16 protein-coding genes, 1 other RNA gene and 1 pseudogene are annotated in these 18,585 nt (G+C 43.0%); 3 read left to right on the top strand and 15 right to left on the bottom strand.

Translation table 11 applies throughout. The features are described from left to right. Nucleotides 1–6: 6 nt before the first annotated feature. Entirely contained in the window at nt 7–909 is a 903-nt protein-coding gene (gene galU / locus SCRDD08_RS01395) for a UTP--glucose-1-phosphate uridylyltransferase GalU (protein ID WP_015605882.1), read from the top strand. 114 nt (nt 910–1,023) lie between these two features. Here galU and SCRDD08_RS11780 read toward each other — a convergent pair whose 3' ends face one another. The 15 genes and pseudogenes from SCRDD08_RS11780 to SCRDD08_RS01325 form a co-directional block, all read right to left on the bottom strand. After that, on the bottom strand, nt 1,024–1,197 hold the full coding sequence (locus tag SCRDD08_RS11780; RefSeq protein WP_231089314.1) for a hypothetical protein: 174 nt from the start codon (nt 1,195–1,197) through the stop codon (nt 1,024–1,026). Between the two features lie 26 nt (nt 1,198–1,223). Further along, a complete protein-coding gene (locus SCRDD08_RS01390; protein WP_155719748.1) occupies nt 1,224–1,883 on the bottom strand; it encodes a rhomboid family intramembrane serine protease in 660 nt (219 codons plus the stop codon). Further along, nucleotides 1,867–2,403 (bottom strand): 5-formyltetrahydrofolate cyclo-ligase, encoded by a 537-nt coding sequence (locus SCRDD08_RS01385; RefSeq protein ID WP_061422097.1) that lies wholly within the window; start codon nt 2,401–2,403, stop codon nt 1,867–1,869. Before SCRDD08_RS01385 ends, SCRDD08_RS01390 begins: the two co-directional genes overlap by 17 nt. Nucleotides 2,404–2,423: 20 nt before the next feature. After that, complete coding sequence (locus SCRDD08_RS01380) at nt 2,424–3,557, bottom strand: N-acetyldiaminopimelate deacetylase (protein ID WP_061422096.1); 1,134 nt, start codon at nt 3,555–3,557, stop codon at nt 2,424–2,426. A gap of 91 nt (nt 3,558–3,648) precedes the next feature. Then, nucleotides 3,649–4,347 (bottom strand): 2,3,4,5-tetrahydropyridine-2,6-dicarboxylate N-acetyltransferase, encoded by a 699-nt coding sequence (dapD, locus tag SCRDD08_RS01375; protein WP_002917803.1) that lies wholly within the window; start codon nt 4,345–4,347, stop codon nt 3,649–3,651. Nucleotides 4,348–4,624: 277 nt separating this feature from the next. After that, on the bottom strand, nt 4,625–5,449 hold the full coding sequence (locus SCRDD08_RS01370) for a hypothetical protein (protein WP_061422095.1): 825 nt from the start codon (nt 5,447–5,449) through the stop codon (nt 4,625–4,627). Nucleotides 5,450–5,500: 51 nt separating this feature from the next. Next, a complete protein-coding gene (locus SCRDD08_RS01365) occupies nt 5,501–6,406 on the bottom strand; it encodes a hypothetical protein (protein ID WP_231089313.1) in 906 nt (301 codons plus the stop codon). A gap of 75 nt (nt 6,407–6,481) precedes the next feature. Next, the gene (locus tag SCRDD08_RS01360; RefSeq protein ID WP_061422094.1) at nt 6,482–7,834 is read right to left on the bottom strand and encodes a hypothetical protein; all 1,353 of its coding nucleotides are present in this window, start codon (nt 7,832–7,834) and stop codon (nt 6,482–6,484) included. 581 nt (nt 7,835–8,415) lie between these two features. Then, complete coding sequence (locus SCRDD08_RS01355) at nt 8,416–9,765, bottom strand: glucose-6-phosphate isomerase (RefSeq protein ID WP_061422093.1); 1,350 nt, start codon at nt 9,763–9,765, stop codon at nt 8,416–8,418. Between the two features lie 281 nt (nt 9,766–10,046). Then, nucleotides 10,047–10,127, bottom strand: an RNA gene (gene ffs / locus SCRDD08_RS01350) — signal recognition particle sRNA small type. 40 nt (nt 10,128–10,167) lie between these two features. After that, a complete protein-coding gene (gene tadA, locus SCRDD08_RS01345; RefSeq protein WP_061422092.1) occupies nt 10,168–10,635 on the bottom strand; it encodes a tRNA adenosine(34) deaminase TadA in 468 nt (155 codons plus the stop codon). A 281-nt stretch (nt 10,636–10,916) separates the two neighbouring features. Continuing rightward, nucleotides 10,917–12,494 (bottom strand): ATP-binding cassette domain-containing protein, encoded by a 1,578-nt coding sequence (locus SCRDD08_RS01340; RefSeq protein ID WP_061422091.1) that lies wholly within the window; start codon nt 12,492–12,494, stop codon nt 10,917–10,919. A gap of 157 nt (nt 12,495–12,651) precedes the next feature. Then, the gene (locus SCRDD08_RS01335; protein WP_061422090.1) at nt 12,652–12,960 is read right to left on the bottom strand and encodes an SPASM domain-containing protein; all 309 of its coding nucleotides are present in this window, start codon (nt 12,958–12,960) and stop codon (nt 12,652–12,654) included. A gap of 261 nt (nt 12,961–13,221) precedes the next feature. Then, nucleotides 13,222–13,866 carry an HAD family hydrolase gene (locus tag SCRDD08_RS01330; protein ID WP_061422089.1) on the bottom strand — a complete coding sequence of 215 codons (645 nt, stop codon included), beginning with the start codon at nt 13,864–13,866 and terminating at the stop codon, nt 13,222–13,224. 214 nt (nt 13,867–14,080) lie between these two features. Beyond that, nucleotides 14,081–15,372, bottom strand: a pseudogene (locus SCRDD08_RS01325) (adenylosuccinate synthase). Nucleotides 15,373–15,673: 301 nt separating this feature from the next. Here SCRDD08_RS01325 and gshAB point away from each other — a divergent pair. Together gshAB and SCRDD08_RS01315 are read left to right on the top strand one after the other, a co-directional pair. Further along, on the top strand, nt 15,674–17,926 hold the full coding sequence (gshAB, locus tag SCRDD08_RS01320) for a bifunctional glutamate--cysteine ligase GshA/glutathione synthetase GshB (protein WP_061423239.1): 2,253 nt from the start codon (nt 15,674–15,676) through the stop codon (nt 17,924–17,926). A 131-nt stretch (nt 17,927–18,057) separates the two neighbouring features. After that, on the top strand, nt 18,058–18,585 hold a 528-nt coding region (locus SCRDD08_RS01315; protein WP_196756158.1), incomplete at its 3' end, for a transposase.

Genomic DNA, 18,585 nt, shown 5'->3' with positions numbered 1-18,585 from the left:
AAATTTATGTCAAAAGTCAGAAAAGCAGTCATCCCTGCAGCCGGTCTCGGAACCCGCTTCTTGCCAGCCACTAAGGCACTGGCCAAGGAAATGCTGCCGATCGTTGACAAACCAACTATTCAGTTTATCGTCGAAGAAGCTCTCAAATCTGGAATCAAAGACATTCTGGTTGTCACAGGGAAGTCAAAACGCTCCATTGAGGACCACTTTGACTCCAACTTTGAGCTAGAATACAACCTCAAAGAAAAGGGCAAGAACGACTTGCTCAAGCTGGTGGATGAGACCACTGGTATTGGCTTGCATTTCATCCGTCAGAGTCATCCACGTGGACTAGGGGATGCTGTTTTACAAGCTAAAGCCTTTGTCGGAAATGAACCTTTTGTGGTCATGCTGGGGGATGACTTGATGGACATTACCAATGACAAGGCAGTGCCACTCACCAAACAACTCATGGATGACTACGCAGCAACCCACGCGTCTACAATTGCAGTTATGCAAGTTCCTCACGAAGAAGTCTCTGCTTATGGCGTTATTGCACCGCAAGGCGAAGGCGTCAATGGCCTCTACAGCGTTGAAAAATTTGTTGAAAAACCAGCACCAGAAGATGCACCAAGTGATTTGGCCATTATCGGTCGCTATCTGCTCACGCCAGAAATTTTTGAAATCTTGGAAAAACAAACTCCTGGCGCTGGTAATGAAATTCAACTGACTGATGCCATTGATACCCTCAATAAGACTCAGCGCGTTTTTGCCCGCGAATTCAAAGGTGATCGCTATGATGTCGGCGACAAGTTTGGCTTCATGAAAACTTCTATCGATTATGCCCTCAAGCACCCTCAAGTCAAAGACGATTTGAAACAGTACATTATCGATTTAGGTAAAAAATTAGATAAGAAAACGAAAAAATAATAGAAGTGCATAAGCAATAGATTAGCTGATGCATCAGCTTTTAACACTATACAAAAAAACACCTAGATTTACTAGGTGTTAGATTGAAGAAAAAGTCCATTTTGGACAATTTCTTCAATCTTTTTCTTTTGCTGGATAAAGTAAAAAAACTCTTAAAAATGATGTCATATCAGCATCTCTAAGAGTTTTCATTATATGGTAATCAACCTCTATCAGCAATTTTTCTATTGCTGACAGAGGTTGGCCACATTTTGGAATACCGCTTTTTAAGGCGGTATTTGAATTCATTTCTTAAAAAATTGGTCGTTGAAAAGTCAAAAAATTAGAATAGATGCTAATCCAAGGTAGGCTGTCAGTGCTAAAAACCGTTGGGTCTTGCTAAAAGCGTAGCGCTCTCCCGAAACCGGTAAGATCACAGCTCCTAAAGCTCCACCGACTAGACCACCCAAGTGGCCTGCAAGGCTAATCCCCGGTAAAAAACTCATGATCAGATTGACAGCTAGTAGACTCATATAAGATTGGCCCAGCTGCTGTAGATAGTAGTTCCGCGTAGCATAACGAAGCAAAACAACAGAAGCAAAAAGGCCGAAAAGAGCAGTAGATGCCCCAGCTGCCAAGCTATTGGGTGAAAAATAGACAACAAATAAATTCCCCATCACGCCTGACATCAGGTAGAGTATCAAGAATTTCCAAGAGCCGAAGATGGCTTCAATCTGTCGGCCAAGGAAGTAGAGGGGCAGCATATTGACCACAAAGTGCTCCAAACCAATGTGGATGAAAATAGCAGCAAAAACCCGCCAAAACTGCTCCGGCAGCGCTTGAATCGTGTAACCGTGCACAGCTCCAAAGTGATACAAGGCTTCGGAACTGCTGTATTGAAAACCGTAAGAAAGAAACATCAAGACAAAAACAAGGCTCGTCAGGATAAGCAGGATGCTTGTCACAGGATAGTCTCTATCAAAGATTGGCTTCATAAATAAGTAACTCCTTTACTGCGACATCATGTTGAGCTGGTGTAAATTCTGCCTGTTGGACTGCATAAATAGTGCTGATGGATGCTCCTTCATAATCAGCCAGATAGCGGTCATAGTAGCCGCCTCCGTAACCGATCCGAAAGCCTTGAGAACTGAAGATCACACCCGGCACATGAATCAGATCAATTTCTGTCTTATCCACAGCCTCTTCACTTATCGGCTCCATAAGACCAAAAGAGCTTTTTTGCAGGCGACTTTCATCATAGTCCACAAATATCATCCGACCCTGGCCATAGGTTTTAGGCACCAAAACCCGCTTGCCATCCAACTGAGCCTGCTTGATAAAAGCCGCAGTTGAGACTTCATGCGGCATAGAAAGATAAGTAGCGATGACCTTAGCTTCTTGATAAGCTCCTGAACTGAGCAAGTGCTGGGTCAGCCAGCTATCTGCCTGCTCTTTTTCTTTTCCCGAAAGTTTCTTCATCTGGTTCAGTACAGTTTGTCTCAGCTCTTTTTTCATGCAGCTCGTCCCCTCTTTTCTTATCTTTCGTTTATTTTATAATCTAGGAATTTCCCAATCTTTTCAATAGCAAAGGGCAGTGCTGCCTCGTCCGGTGTCATCTTGGGATGATGGAGGGCATAGGGGCTGTCCACTCCCAGCCAGAACATGACGCCCTTGACCTTGCTGAGCAGATAGCCAAAGTCCTCGCCTGTCATAGCCGGCGCAATATCAATCAGCTCTACTCCTTCTTCCTTCTGGAAAAAGTCCATCAATTCGTCTGCCAGGCCAGGATGATTTTCTACAGGTAGGTAGCCACCTTGTTTAAGCTCCAAGTCCAATTCCAGATCGAAACTTTGGGCTATGCCCTCTGCTATTTCCCGTAAGCGTTTCTGAGTCAAGAGGTTCATCTCCTGAGTCAGAGTCCGAATGGTGCCATGCAAAAAGGCCGTTTCTGCGATGACATTGTTGGTCGTGCCAGCATGGAGCGAACCAAAGGTCACAACCGCTCCCTCGATCGGATCAACATTGCGGCTGACAATGGTCTGCACCTGGGTGATAAAATAGCTAGCCGCTACCAAGGCATCATTGGCTTCATGAGGAAAAGCTGCATGGCCTCCTTTCCCCTTAAAGGTCAGCTTGACTTCACAGGTGCCAGCAAATAGCGTTCCTCTGTTAGTGGCAATATCACCGACCTTGAGGTCAGGCCGCACATGGAGACCATAAAACTCATCTGGCAGCCAGTCGCCAAACGCACCGTCTTCATACATGAGCATACCGCCAGCTTCGTTTTCCTCAGCAGGCTGAAAGAGAAAGAGCAGATTGTGGGTAGGCTGAGCGCTCACCGCTTGCTCCAGCAGGCCTAGAGCGACCGTCATGTGCATATCGTGTCCGCAGGCATGCATGCGACCTTCATGGGTACTAGCAAAGTCCAGACCTGTCTCCTCGACAATCGGAAGACCATCGATATCCGTCCGCCAACCAATCGTCTTATCCGGCGAACTTCCCTTGATAAAGACCAAAATACCAGTCCGCCAAGTTCGGATTTCCACAAAGTCTAGACCTGCTGTCAGTCCATCAATGACCTGCATCAAATAAGCATGGGTCTTGTATTCTTCCAGACCGATTTCTGGTATCTGGTGTAAATCACGGCGAATGTTCAGATAATCAAGCATTGTTTCTTTCCTTTAAAATCCTGTCAGAGCAAACAAAGAGCTAGACCGCCCCTGATGCAATTCAAGGGCGGCAGTATCCTGTTAACCAATATTAAAGCGTACGCAGAGCGTCTTCCAGAGCTGTCTTCTGCTGGGTCTTCTCGTCAATGGTCTTGATAACTCGTGCCGGAACACCAGCAACCACTACATTTTCAGGAACATCCTGGGTCACAATCGCACCAGCTGCAACAACGGAACCACTGCCAATTTGTACACCTTCAATCACAACTGCATTGGCACCAATCAGCACATTGTCTCCAACCCGAACTGGCTCTGCGCTAGCTGGCTCAATGACTCCTGCCAGAACCGCACCAGCACCGACATGGCTATTTTTGCCAACAATCGCTCGGCCGCCCAGAATAGCACCCATATCAATCATGGTCCCAGCACCAATTTCTGCACCGATATTGATGACTGCCCCCATCATGATGACAGCATTGTCACCAATCTCAACTTGATCTCGGATAATAGCGCCCGGCTCAATACGGGCATTGATGTCGCGCTTGTCCAGAAGCGGCACCGCTGAATTGCGGGCATCCTGCTCTACGACATAGGTCTTGTTTTCCTCTAAGTTCACTAGGAGGGGCTTGATTTCTTCCCAGTCTCCAAAAAGAACATTGCCTAACTTCACAACAGACCAAGGAATCGAACCGTGTAATTCTCCATCAAAGGTTACCTTGACAGGAGTCTTTTTCTTGGCATCAGCGATAAATTTGATAATTTCTTGAGCGTTCATTTTCGTAGCAGACATGACGTCACCTCTTTGTTCTTTCTATTCTTTGTTGGAGGCTGAGACAAAAGTCCTAGCCTCTCAATTGTCTTTGGATTGTCGAGCAAGACGCAGTGGTTGAGTGGGCTATACTACGCTGACTTCATCAGCTTTTACAGCCCTACTCAACTGTGCGGAGGCGGGACGACGAAATCGAATTCTAATGAATTACCGATTTCTGTCCCACTCTCTATCTCTTTTATTTCTCTATTATAACACAATTCGGCTATGCAGTTGTGACTTTATTAGCAGCTAGTAGCTATTTAGACTCTTGAACTTTATTCAGATGAAATTGTCCGTCCTTGCCCTTTACAAAGTTTAAATGGAAGAAGGTTTTATCTTCTGCCCTATAGCCCATAGACATACTGTAATATCCTTTCACCACTGCTTTGTAGTAGTTGTTGGGAAGTCCCAAATGTTCTATCACTTCTAGATCAGTAATGCCATTTTCTTCATCTGATGTCATTCCCTTAAGGAAGGAAAGCCGTTCCCCTGTCAAATCCTCATTTTGATAAATATTATAAGCTATGCTAGTAAGATGTAGACCTGAACCAAAATCCCAGAATTGAAGGACGGCAAAGCCTCCTCCCTTCAAATCATAGATCAGTGATAATAATTTATCCTTCTTGCCAATCACCGTTTCATCGCTGCTTTTAGCTAAACCATGTTGACGAACAAAATTGGATACTGTTATATTTTTATCCTCGTCCTCTTCAATCTTATACTTTATAAAATCCCTTGGTTCCCAATCCAAAACTTCGGCATTTGAAGAAGAATATTTTGCTTCTGTTCTTACAAACGGATTCTTTCTGTAAGAATTGGTCCAATTCCCGATTAAGACAAGTAGGCCGATAACAAGGCCTATCCGGGCTAGAGCACTCACTAGCTTGAAAAATGGTGATTTGTGTTTAAACTTTGCGGTTCTCTTAAAAGTTGACTTTGGTACCTGCCTTGTGCCTTCCTTGAGATTTGTTTCAGCTAGCAAACCAGACCCTTCCTTAGACTCTCGTTTTAAGGGTGCCCTAGTTCTACTAAATTTTCCCTTATGTTCCCTTCGTAATTTTTCTAAATCTCTTTTTCCCATCCTTCTATCCTTGTCTATTTAAGAAAAAATCCGTGCTCTCAGTCTAGGCTCTCAGACCGTACTTGTCATCATACTGGTGAGGCGGTAAGTCCCATTCACTTCGTCAAAATACAAAGAAACAGACATCTTTTCCTTAGTTGGATAGCTAATACTAAAAAAATCAACTTGCTTTTTAAACGTTTTATGAGCATAAATACTCTTTGGCATCCCCAGTTCTGCAATAGCTTGCTTGATTTCCATCCCTTCTCGCTTACTTTGAGGAATAAGCGACCGATAATCATCAACTGTCTTCGTAATCGATTCCCCAGCATTCTGGAAGAAAGTGGCTGATACTGTAGAAAGCTCCATTCCCCCTCCAGCATTCCTAAGGTGCATATCAACAACTCCTTTTCTTCCTACCAAATTGTAGGAAAGTGTCATCAATTTACTGCCCTTCACGCTATTATCCTCACTCCCAGAACTGGCTTTTCCATACTTCTTAACGATATCCTCTGGAGACACATTAGGTTCGTTCATGGTTTTAATCAATTCTAAAATCTCTTCGAATTGAAAATCGACCTCTCGATTCTTTTCAATAAAAGCTGAATTTCCCTTCGTCAGTAGCCCTATCTTATTTTCTGATTCTGTCGGAACAGTATTAACGGCCGATACAACCGATCGACTTCCTGCTAGCCTAAAAATCGGTTGCTTATACACCATCAAGAAGCTAATCAGTCCCACTAGACCTGCAGCAATCACTAGAAGATAGGCATAACGAGATAGCCAAGACTTTGCTAAAAACTGGCCATTAGGATTGACTGCTGACTCTGTTCTCTGCGTGTCTTTCCTTGCTTCTTCCTTTGTCTGTTCGAGGGCAGCCCCTCCCCGTTCCCGCTGATTCCTGACTGACGAAGTATTTCTGGCTTTAAACTTGGATTTGTGTTCCCGCCTCAATGCTTCTAAATTTCTATCTTTCACCTTTTCACCCATCAACTAAATACTTGATTGCTCATTCCCTTTCTACAAACGGCTGATTCTCCTGCTAGGCAAGCGCTAGTGAGCACCTGCATCTCCCGTTTCATTTCCCAAACCTGAACTCTCTGTCAATTGATAGCTCTGAGACTTATTATTTTCAAAAGAAAAACCGACTTCCTGCCCATCCTCTAAGCGGTAATAAATCGATAAAGTAGCATTGCCCAAGATTCCCCCATTCCAATCAAGGCGCTCTGGAAGTCCCAACTGACTGACAATCTCCTGATAGGCCTTCCTTTTCTCTATACCAGCAAGTTCTTGACGAGTAAGTTGAGCATTTCGGTTTGGTAGATGTGCACTACTGAGATGCGCACATTTTAGGGATTGCAACTTAGGAGTTTCAGAAGAACCAAAATAGCTCTTAAAAGAGAGGCTCACTTTCGCTTCCGTCCCTGCTTGTGAGTAGTCTAAAGCTATCGTCTTGATTGGGTCATCTTGGTCTATTTCTTTACCAGACTCAGCTTTCCCTAACTTTGCAACTACCTCGTCGACCGTGGTCAGATTTGGAACCGACGAAGTGAAGTCTAAGAACAAAGAAGTGATATCATCATAGCTAATATGAAACTGATACTCCTCTTTTTTAGCAATCCATTCTGGACGATTAGCAGATTTTAAATCTTGATCCTTTCTATATGAGTCTAACATAAGAGAAATATCTGCAGCTTTTTCTTTATCTTTTACCTTTTCCATCTCTAGCCACGTTTTTCCAGTCTCAGCCAAAAAAGCCATAATACCCAAACTAGAAAGTACCATCACCCATATCTTAGAAAAGAATCCTAGTTTTTTCTTCTTAAACTCTACTTTATCTATCTCTCTAGCAAGCTCATTAGAGGATATTCGCGGAGAAAGCTTTGTCTGCTTTGGTTCTGTTACAAGGTCAGACACCGGCTGGCTAGCTTGATTTCCACCAAGGACTTGGTTTTGTTTGTTAGCTTTCAGTGATTCTAAGCTAGAAATGAGACGCTTCAGCTCTCTCTGCTTTAATTCCAACAAATTCTGCGACAGAAGCGACAGAGGCTCCTTTACCTGCTGAGCTCCTCCTAACTGCTCAGAAAACACTGGCTGGTCTTGAGGACTTGGTTTAGCCCCATAGCCGGTTTTGTCCTCTATTGAAGAGACGGCAGACAACTCATTGCTTGAGCTCTCTATTGGAAATGCCACTTTTGATGGAGAGGAAACGGAGGGACGAGCTTGATTTTCTTCGGGTCTTCCCTGCACTTCTTTCAATCCAGCAGATGGTTTGATATGTTTGTCTTCCTTGGTTTTCCATTTGGATAGAAAGGATGGTTGATTATCTGCTGGCTTTTTCGTTTGAGCCTTCTTGAATTTTGATTGATGTTTCTGCCTCAAAGCTTCCAGATTTCTCTTTCCCATAGCTCCTCCTCATCTATTGGCTCTTCTATCATTGAAAAGACGACTCTATTAACTTCACACTGCCTCTTCACTGAATGCTGCTATTCTCTTTTCTATAACCATACCAGTCAAATAGCTACGCAAACTATCAGAATTTCTACCTTGTGTACCTACTGTTTAAAGACAATAGCCTAGCGTGAAACTTGTCATGCTAATATAACTTTATTCCAGTATATCATATTTTGAACTGGCTTAGCTTGAAAGTACACAAGCAAAAAGGCACGAACTCTCGTCCGTGCCCACAAAACCAACTATATATGACTATTTTTGTTTCACTTTTTCAGCCAATAATAACTTCATCAGGACTCCTTTCCAATCCTGGTCCTCTGCTTTTCTAGAGCCATCAAAATAGCAGCAAGTTCAACTTTCTAGATAAAAGTCTATCACATTGCTACTGCATCTTCTCTGAATCAGGGAAAGGAAAACCATCGCTGAGTCGACAAATAAGAAGAAAGCCAGATAGCGGGCTGACTAACAAAGCAGGCTAGCAGTTGATTTTTAAAAGAGCAAAAAACCTCCCCGAAGGGAGGCTGCGTTTTATATTACAAACGTGCGTTGAGTTCTTTGCTCAATTCTTCAAATCCTGGTTTTCCAAGAAGGGCAAACATGTTGCGTTTGTATGCTTCAACACCTGGTTGGTCAAATGGGTTAATGGCATTCAAGTAACCTGAAAGGGCGATGGCCAATTCGAAGAAGTAGATAGTGTAGCCAAGAGTGAAAGCATCTTGCTCTGGAAGAGTCACATACATATTTGGTACGTCACCATCTGTGTGGGCAAGAAGAACGCCGTCGGTCGCTTTTTTGTTTACAAAGTCAACATCTTTTTCTTGAAGGTAACCAAGTCCGTCAAGGTCTTCTTCCAAGCTAGGGATAATCACGTTCTTGCGTGGTTTGTCAACACGAACAACTGTTTCAAACATGATACGAGTTCCTTCTTGGATAAATTGACCCAATGAGTGCAAGTCAGTTGAGAAGTTAGCTGAAGTTGGGTAAATACCTTTTTGGTCTTTCCCTTCTGACTCACCAGCCAATTGTTTCCACCATTCTGAGAAATACTGAAGTGATGGCTCGTAGTTTACCAAGATTTCAGTTGCATAGCCTTTGCGGTAAAGGATGTTACGAACCGCTGCGTATTGGTAAGCTTCATTTTCAGCAATCTTATCTGAAGTGTAGTCTTTACGTGCTGCATTTGCACCTTCCATAAGGGCTTTGATGTCCGCACCTGATGCTGCGATTGGAAGCAATCCAACTGCGGTCAAGACTGAGAAACGTCCACCGATATCATCTGGAACCACAAATGTTTCCCAACCATTCGCATCTGCTTCAACTTTAACGGCACCTTTTTGGCGGTCAGTTGTCGCGTAGATACGTTTGTTGGCTTCTTCTTGACCATATTTCTTCACCAAAAGTTCTTTGAAGACGCGGAAAGCGATAGCTGGTTCTGTTGTTGTACCTGATTTAGAAATTACGTTTACTGAAAAGTCTTTGTCAGCTACGTATTCTACCAAGTCAGCAAGGTAAGTAGATGAGATTGAGTTTCCTGCATAAAGGATTTGTGGAGCTTTGCGTTCTTCTTTTGTTTGCAAGTTTGCAAAGTGGTGGTTCAAGAAGTCGATGGCCGCTTTAGCACCAAGGTAAGATCCACCGATACCGATTACAACCAAGACATCGCTGTCTGACTTGATTTGCTCAGCGGCTTTCAAGATGCGGTCGAATTCTTCGCGGTCGTAGTTTTCAGGAAGGTCCAACCAACCCAAAAAGTCGCTACCAGCACCAGTTCCTTTACGGATCAATTCATCCGCAGCTGTTACTTGTGCTTGCATGTATTCCACTTCATGTGGGGCAACAAATTTATCTAAAACTTTTGAATAATCAAATTTAATATGTGACATGATATTCCTCCATTTTTTCTTCCACTCTATCATATCGCTTTCATACTTTTTTATCAAGCAATTCCTGTAATAAAAACGCTTTCATTTTGTAATTTATTAGATTTTTAACAAATTTGCTCATCCTTTGCCAGAAGCCAACGCAATCGTTTGCGAAAAATATTTTTTTGTTATCTAAAACGCTTGCTCAATTTTTGACAATTCGATCCTTTTCTCCCCCTTGCTTATAAGAAATAAAATAAAACCCTTTGAAACCTTGATTTCAAAGGGTTTTTGATTGTACAAAAAAAGAGCACACAGCTTACATCGCTTAGGGCTGCTGGATTCCTCCCCTGACCCGCTTCACGCAAAACTGTTGCTCCAATGAATAGTATAACACAAACTTTCTCTTTTGGCTAAATTTTTCTACTTTTTTCTTCGATTTCTGAAAAAATTCTGCATAATGGCTGCGCATTCTTCTGCCAAAATCCCGCTTTCCACCTCGACCCGATGATTGAGGCGCTCATCAGTCAGGATATCGTAGAGACTGCCGGCAGCACCAAATTTTTGGTTTTTAGCCCCATAGATCACCTTGGGAATGCGGGCCAGTCCGATGGCGCCGCTACACATGACACAAGGCTCGATGGTGACAAAGAGCGTAGTATCCAAGAGACGCCAGCTCTCTTCTCGCTGATTGGCCTCCTCTATAGCCATTATCTCTGCATGCATAACCGCCCGCTGCAGCTCCTCACGAGCATTGTGACCGCGGCCGATAATTTCGCCATCCTTGACCAAGACACAGCCGATGGGAATCTCATCATTGGCCAAGGCCAGCTCCGCCTCCTTCAAGGCCCCCCGCATAAAAAATTCTTTTTCTTCTATAGTATAGTCCATTTTCTTCCTTGTCCGTATAGAGTTTTTGTTTCATTATATCACAGCCTGTCTTCTATTCACAAAAAAGCCGCCGATTGGGCGACTCTTATAGGAGATTATTATGAAAAAGTTTAGGATTTTAAACAAAGTTAGGAGGTCTTTGTTTATGATGATAGTATAACCTGCCTAGCTTAAATGAAACTTAATACTCTTTGAAAAAATCATATCTTGTTAGCTCCAACAGTCCAACGGATTATTGGCCGTTTTCACAGACTTAAGGCTGCCTTCTTTATCAAAATCCCTCAATCCTTCCTTAACTCTACAATTTGGTCGTAACGCTCTTCTTCATCAATATGATGGGCTATTTCTAGTACGGTAATAGGCAGAGAAAGAATCAAGTCTCTGACTATCCGACCATTTTTTTCATCTAAAGCCGCCGTTACTTCATCCGCTAATAAAATATCCTTCTCACGTAAGAGAAAACGAGCTAATTCTAGTCTGACACGTTGGCCTCCTGAAATATTTTCACCGTTATTATGAATCTCTATATTTAAAATATCCTGAAATTCATCTGTCAAACCAACTTGATCCAATACAGCCAATAGTTCATGATCCTGAAATGGCTGACCAAAAGTTAGATTATAGCGAATAGTTTCGTTAAATAGAAAAGGATGCTGGCTAATTAAACCGATATTGCCCTGAAAATGACCCGTTGTCTGATTGCCATTATATTGAACGAAAATCTCACCCTTATCGCATGCCTCTTCTCCTAAAATCAAACGAAAAAGAGTCGTCTTACCAGACCCACTCGGACCTTTGATCAAAACCTTCTGCCCTGCTGGAATCGTCGCAGTCAAGTCAGAAAAAAGCTGACGTCCGGCAAAGCTTTTAGAAACATGATCCAAGCGCAAAATTTCAAGATTTTCTACGAATTGATCATTTGTCTCTTCAAAATCAGGCTCCTCTTCGATAATTTTAAACAAGCGATTAGCAGTCGGAAGAGAGCCTTGGAGATTGGCTGCACTGTACATCAGAGTTTGGATAGGTTCGACCAACATACCAGCAGCAACATACATTGAAATCAGGCTTGTGATGGAGATAAAATTCCCCTGTAAACTCAAATAAAAGCCAAAAGCAAGCGGTACAACTTGACTAAAAAAGACCATAAAACCATTAAAGAAAAAGATGACATTATGAGTAAAGCAAAATCGCTGGATTGCTTTTTGATACTCTCCATTCAGATCATTCACTCGCTCTTCATTCAGCTTCATGGCCTGATTAATCCGTAAGGTCTGACTCCCCTGCATGCTGTCTGAAACAAGTCCATGTAATTTTGTCCTAAGTTTAGACCAGTTGTCCCCAGAATCTTGTAAACGACGATTCATCATGAACTGAGGAATGGGCCTCATAATAGTAAAAACAACAAAAATAAAGCCTAAGAGAAAATTTTGTGAAACAATATAAATAGCTGTAACAAGAGCTACAAAGCCCCAGCTCATCATCACATTTATATTTTCTAAATAATTATCGCCTACATACTCCATATCTTGGGTTAGAATACTAACTTTTTCATTATTTGAAAATCTAGGATTCAGTATGACCTTCTTAAACAAAAGAGCGCGGACATTTTTATTGATTTCCCTTCGAAATACATTGTGCGAATGATTTGCAAAGAGCATCAGACTGTAGATAACAAGATAGACAGACAAGCCAAATAAAGCAAAATTGAGAATTTTTTCATATGAAAGGCCATCCTGATCTAACTTCAAGGCCTTTGATAAAATCAGCGGCTGGGCTAATACCAAACCACCATTTACAACACGCCCTAGTAAAATGGGAAAAAGATACTTTTTATCAATGTACTTGTAAATGTTTCTCATAACAATCACCTACCAAAATAGAGGGCTAGTACAACCCTCTTTTCTAATTTAAAATCATAATTACTTACAGTCACAATTATTGTTAAATATTCTAGGTTTAGCATTCGCTTTGTCATCGAATTTTTTATTCACTTTAACCTTCATAATATCCTCCTTTCTAGTCCACATCTAAAATATCATTATAAGATTTTGATAAAGCGAAAAGTGCTAAATTTTTACGAATTCTTTCCTTCATGCTTTTACATAGATAGCGTGAGCTTGTCTTCGTAATTCGCTTAGCCATCGGACAATAGCCAGACTTACAGATTAGAACAAATGGGCACTCCTTGCAACTTTCGTCGATCTGAAAAACCCAATCATTCAGCTTACTGTAATTCACAAAACCTTTATTAATGTTACCGAAAATATTCTGAGGTTCATATAAAGCAACTGTACATGATTGAACAATCCCTCTTACATTAAACATGAAACTCTTTCCTAATCACATCATTGCTATCAACTACTCTATTCAATTCATGTGTAATTAAAAATGAATGATTAGTTTTGGTATTAAAATACAACGTGCCATCATCAGTAACGTATTCTAATATATATCGTGATAAATTCATATTATCACCTCTTTAATCTGTGTGACTTAAGCTGCGATAATTATACGCCTATTGAAATATTAAATCAAGTAATATTCAGAACATTAGAAAAGTTCCAACTTTTATTATTTCAAAAATTATTAGCCTATAAATGCTGCAATATGGCCAACTTCCGGAGCGATATAGGTTGCTCCCGCTGTCTCTAGCTCCTCTCGGCTGCCAAAGCCATAAAGCACTCCGATAGAATCAATCTTTTGCGTCTGGGCTCCGATGACATCATGCTCTCGGTCCCCAATCATCAGTGTTTCAGCCAAATTCGTAATTCCCATAGATTCCAAAGCATGCTGGATAATATCACTTTTCTTGCGCCGACTGCCATCCATGGTTGCTCCAGATACAAAGTCAAAATAGTCATATAGCCCAAAATGTTTGAGAATCTGAACCGAGAAGCCTTCTGGCTTTGATGTAGCCACGATTAGCTTCTTGCCAGCTCGTTTCAGCTCACTCAGCAATTCAGGAATGCCTGGATAGACTTCATTTTCATAGAGACCCTTTTCAGAGAAATACTCTCGATAAGCTTCCACCGCCTTAAGACTTTCTTCTTTTGAAAATCCATAAAAGATTTCAAAAGAATCCTGCAAGGGCGGACCGATGAAAACCCTCAATGCCTTCTTGTCTGGCACTTCGATCCCATATTTTCCTAAGGCATAGGCCACTGAGTTGGTAATCCCTAGTTCTGAATTGGTCAAGGTACCGTCTAGGTCAAATAAAATCGTTTGATACATTTTTTCCTCTTTCTACTTTCAAAAAGAGGCTGGGACAAAAGTCCTAACCTCTCAATTGTCTTTGGATTGTCGAGCAAGACGCAGTGGTTGAGTGGGCTCTACTACGCTGATTTCATCAGCTTTTACAGCCCTACTCAACTGTGCGGAGGTGGGACGACGAAATCGAATTCTAACGAATTACCGATTTCTGTCCCACTCTCTTGTCTTCACTTGCTTATAAACTTGACCAAACACTTTCCAAGATATTGGTTTGCTCGCGGCCTGGTCCGACTGAGAAGGTCGAAATGCGGACACCAACCAGCTCGCTGACACGGCGGACATAATTGCGGGCATTTTCCGGCAAATCCTCTAGACTGCGAACACCAGTAATGTCTTCTGACCAGCCTGGCAATTCTTCATAGATTGGCTTGCAGCGCTTGAGCTGCTCGAGACTAGCTGGATAATGGTCAATACGCTCTCCATCCAAGTCGTAAGCCACACAGATTTTCACAGTGTCCAGGCCACTCAAAACGTCAATGGAGTTGAGGGAAAGGTTAGTAATGCCTGATACGCGGCGGCTGTGGCGCATCACAACGGAGTCAAACCAGCCCACACGACGCGGACGGCCCGTCGTTGTACCGTATTCATGGCCCACTTCGCGGATACGTTCGCCCACTTCATCAAACAATTCAGTTGGGAATGGTCCATCACCGACACGGCTCGTATAGGCCTTGCAGACACCAACTACCTTGTCAATCTTGCTTGGACCAACACCTGAACCAATCGTCACCCCACCAGCAACTGGGTTAGACGAAGTTACAAATGGATAGGTACCTTGGTCAATATCCAGCATGACACCTTGTGCCCCTTCAAAGAGGACACGCTTGCCTTGATCCAGAGCGTCATGAGGATGACAGATGTGTCAGTCACATACTGCTTGATTTGCTGACCATATTCATAATATTCTTCAAAAATATCGTCAACGCTCATCGCTTGGCTATCGTACAATTTCTCAAAGAGGCGGTTTTTCTCAGCTAAATTCCGCTCCAAGCGCTCTCTGAAAATGTCTTTATCCAAAAGGTCAGCGATACGGATACCAACACGCGCAGCCTTGTCCATGTAGGCAGGGCCGATTCCCTTGATCGTGGTACCAATTTTATTGTCACCTTTAGCTTCCTCTTGCAGGCGGTCCAGCTCGATATGATAAGGCAAGATGACATGGGCACGGTCTGAAATGCGCAAATTATCTGTGGTAACACCTTCTTGGTGCAGATAAGCCAACTCCTTGACCAGAGATTTAGGATTGACCACCATCCCATTTCCGATCACTGAGATCTTTTCTGGGAAGAAAATCCCTGATGGAATCAGGTGCAGCTTGTACTTCTTGCCGTCAATCACAATCGTATGTCCAGCATTGTCACCGCCTTGGTAGCGGGCAATCACTTCAGCATTAGCCGAAAGGAAATCCGTAATTTTCCCTTTTCCTTCATCTCCCCATTGGGTTCCTACAACAACAACTGATGTCATAATTTCGTCTGAGCTGCGAGAGCTCTTCCTTTCTTAATCTACAAGGCAGGAGTTTCACCTGCAAACGTATCTTACACCCTATTATAAGAAAATTTTGAATTTTTTTCAAGATTGAGAGGTTTGTAAATTTGGATTCTGTCTTTTGAAAACGAATTAAAATTTTCAAAATTCCTATTTTTCCGAAAAAAATCAAACAAATTAAAAGAAAGGTTCGGAATTTTCCTCAAAACGTAGTAAATAGTTGTTTTCTGGCCTTTTTTATAATAGACTGAAAGTACTATACTAAGGACGGAAAAACATGATGACTATTGATCGTTTACTTGAAAAGCTAGACCCTGCCAGCCCGATCTTACAGGCGACTTTTGGACTGGAAAGAGAATCCCTGCGCGTGACAGAGGCAGGTACACTGGCTTCAACTCCCCATCCCAGCTCTCTGGGTTCTCGGAGTTTTCATCCCTATATCCAGACGGATTTTAGCGAGCAACAGCTCGAATTAATTACGCCCATCGCCTCTTCAACTCAGGAAGCCCGTCGCCTGCTGGGTGCCATTACCGATGTAGCTGGACGCTCCATTCCCCAAGATGAACTCATGTGGCCCTTATCCATGCCACCCCAGCTACGAGAAGACGAGATTGAAATTGCCCACCTCGAAAATACCTACGAACTCCATTATCGGCAAGGTTTAGCAGAAAAATACGGCAAACGGCTCCAGACTATTTCCGGCATTCATTACAATATCGAGTTAGGAAAAGATTTGATGACGGCTCTCTTTGAGGCTAGCGACTTTTCTTCCTTCAAGGATTTTAAAAATGCTCTCTATCTCAAATTAGCTCGCAATTTCCTGCGTTTCCGCTGGTTCTTGACCTATCTTTATGGTGCGGCTCCACTGGCAGAAGCTGGCTTTTACGATGAGTCAGTTGAGTCTCCTGTTCGTTCACTCCGAAATAGCCATCACGGCTACGTCAATGAGGAGCATGTTCATGTGTCATTTCGCTCGCTGGAAAGCTATGTCTCGGACATCGAAGCCTATGTCGAGTCTGGCGACCTAAGTGCAGAAAAGGAATTTTACTCGCCTGTGCGCTTTCGTGGGCAAAAACGAAATCGAGATTATCTGGAACAAGGCATTACTTACTTGGAACTGCGCTGTTTCGACCTCAATCCTTTCGACGCTTTGGGCATCAGTCAGGAAACCTTGGACACGGTCCATCTCTTTCTCTTGGCCCTGTTGTGGCTGGATGATGTGACAGATAGCGATACACAGCTACAAGCGGCTCATGCTCTCAACGATGCCGTTGCTCTGGCTCACCCCTTGACGCCTCTACCTGCAAAGGCCGACAGCTCTGCTCTTCTCCAAGCTATGGAAAATGTGATTCAGCATTTCAACCTCCCTGCCTCCTACCATCAATTGCTAACGCAAGTCAAAGCTACGCTGGCTGAGCCCAAGCTGACTCTGGCAGGGCAATTATTGCCTCAAATTGAGAAGAATTCCCTATCAGCTTTTGGACTGGCAAAGGCTATGAAATATCGAGATTACGCCTGGACCGCGCCCTACGCTCTCAAGGGGTATGAAAGTATGGAACTTTCCACTCAAATGCTCATGTTTGACGCTCTCCAGAAAGGCCTCCATCTCGAAATCTTAGATGAAAATGACCAATTTCTCAAGCTCTGGCATGATCACCATGTGGAGTATGTCAAGAACGGCAATATGACCTCTAAGGATAACTATGTCATCCCTCTGGCTATGGCCAATAAAACTGCCACCAAAAAGATTTTAGCTGCAGCTGACTTTCCTGTTCCGGCTGGAGCAGAATTTTCTTCCCTAGAGGATGGACTAGCCTATTACCCTTTGATTAAGGACCGACAAATTGTCGTCAAACCCAAGTCAACCAACTTCGGACTGGGCATCTCTATCTTCCAAGAACCAGCTAGCATAGAAGCTTATCGCAAGGCTTTGGAGATCGCTTTTTCAGAAGACGCTGCCGTCTTGGTGGAGGAATTCATCGCTGGAACGGAGTACCGCTTCTTTGTCTTAGACGGTCAATGTGAGGCAGTCCTCTTGCGAGTAGCAGCCAATGTCGTTGGAGACGGTCAACACACCGTGAGAGAATTGGTTGCCATCAAAAATGACAATCCGCTGCGGGGCCGAGACCATCGTTCACCACTCGAAATCATTGAACTGGGCGATATTGAGTTGCTCATGCTAGACCAGCAAGGCTACGGACCAGATGATATCCTGCCTGATAGAGTCAAGGTGTACTTGCGGCGTAATTCCAATATTTCTACTGGCGGAGACTCGATTGACGTCACAGACAGCATGCACCCGTCTTATAAGGAACTCGCTGCGGACATGGCAAAGGCTATGGGAGCCTGGGCTTGTGGCGTTGACCTGATCATCCCTGACAGCTCTGCTATTTCTACCAAGGAAAATCCCAACTGTACCTGCATTGAGCTTAACTTCAATCCCTCTATGTATATGCACACCTATTGTGCTGAGGGGCCGGGACAAAGTATCACCCCTAAAATACTGGCCAAACTTTTCCCAGAAATAGACTGATAAAACAAGAGGCTGAGACAAAAGTCCTTGAAGTAAATTAAAAAAGCAACGGTTAGTGCCGTTGCTTTTTGCTTTAAAGAGATAGTCTTGCTAAAATATAGTTGATAAAAAAATATGAGAAAGGCTATCCCATGCATATCCACTATAACACAAATCAAACGACTTTACCACTGGAAATTGCTTCTTGCTTACCACCAGACCATATTGTGTTTACTATTGAGAAGGTGGTTGATGAACTGGAAGAGGAGTGTTTTGCTGCCTTCTACCACGATTTTGGTCGGCCCTCCTATCATCCTAAAATGCTCTTATCTGCGCTGCTATTTGCTTACTCGCAAGGAATTTTCTCTAGTCGTAAAATCGAAAAGCTCATGGCTGAAAATCTTGCTATGAGCTATTTGACAGGCCACCATGTTGTCAGCTATCGGACAATCAATCGTTTTCGTGTGGCGGACTGCATGGAAGAGTTCATCAAAAATCTCTTCATTGAACTCAATCTTCGCCTCAAGATGGAAGACTTGATTAGTCTGGACTGCCTTTTCATTGACGGGACGAAAATTGAAGCCAATGCCAACAAGTACAGCTTCGTCTGGAAGAAAGCAACGGATAAATTTCAAACCAAACTGCAAGAGACCTTGAAGTCGTATTTTCAAGCCGAAGTG

The sequence above is a fragment of the Streptococcus cristatus genome, assembly GCF_001578775.1.
Lineage (GTDB): Bacteria > Bacillota > Bacilli > Lactobacillales > Streptococcaceae > Streptococcus > Streptococcus cristatus_A.
Note: the sequence above shows the minus strand (reverse complement) of the source record. Positions and strands in the feature narration are given on the sequence as shown.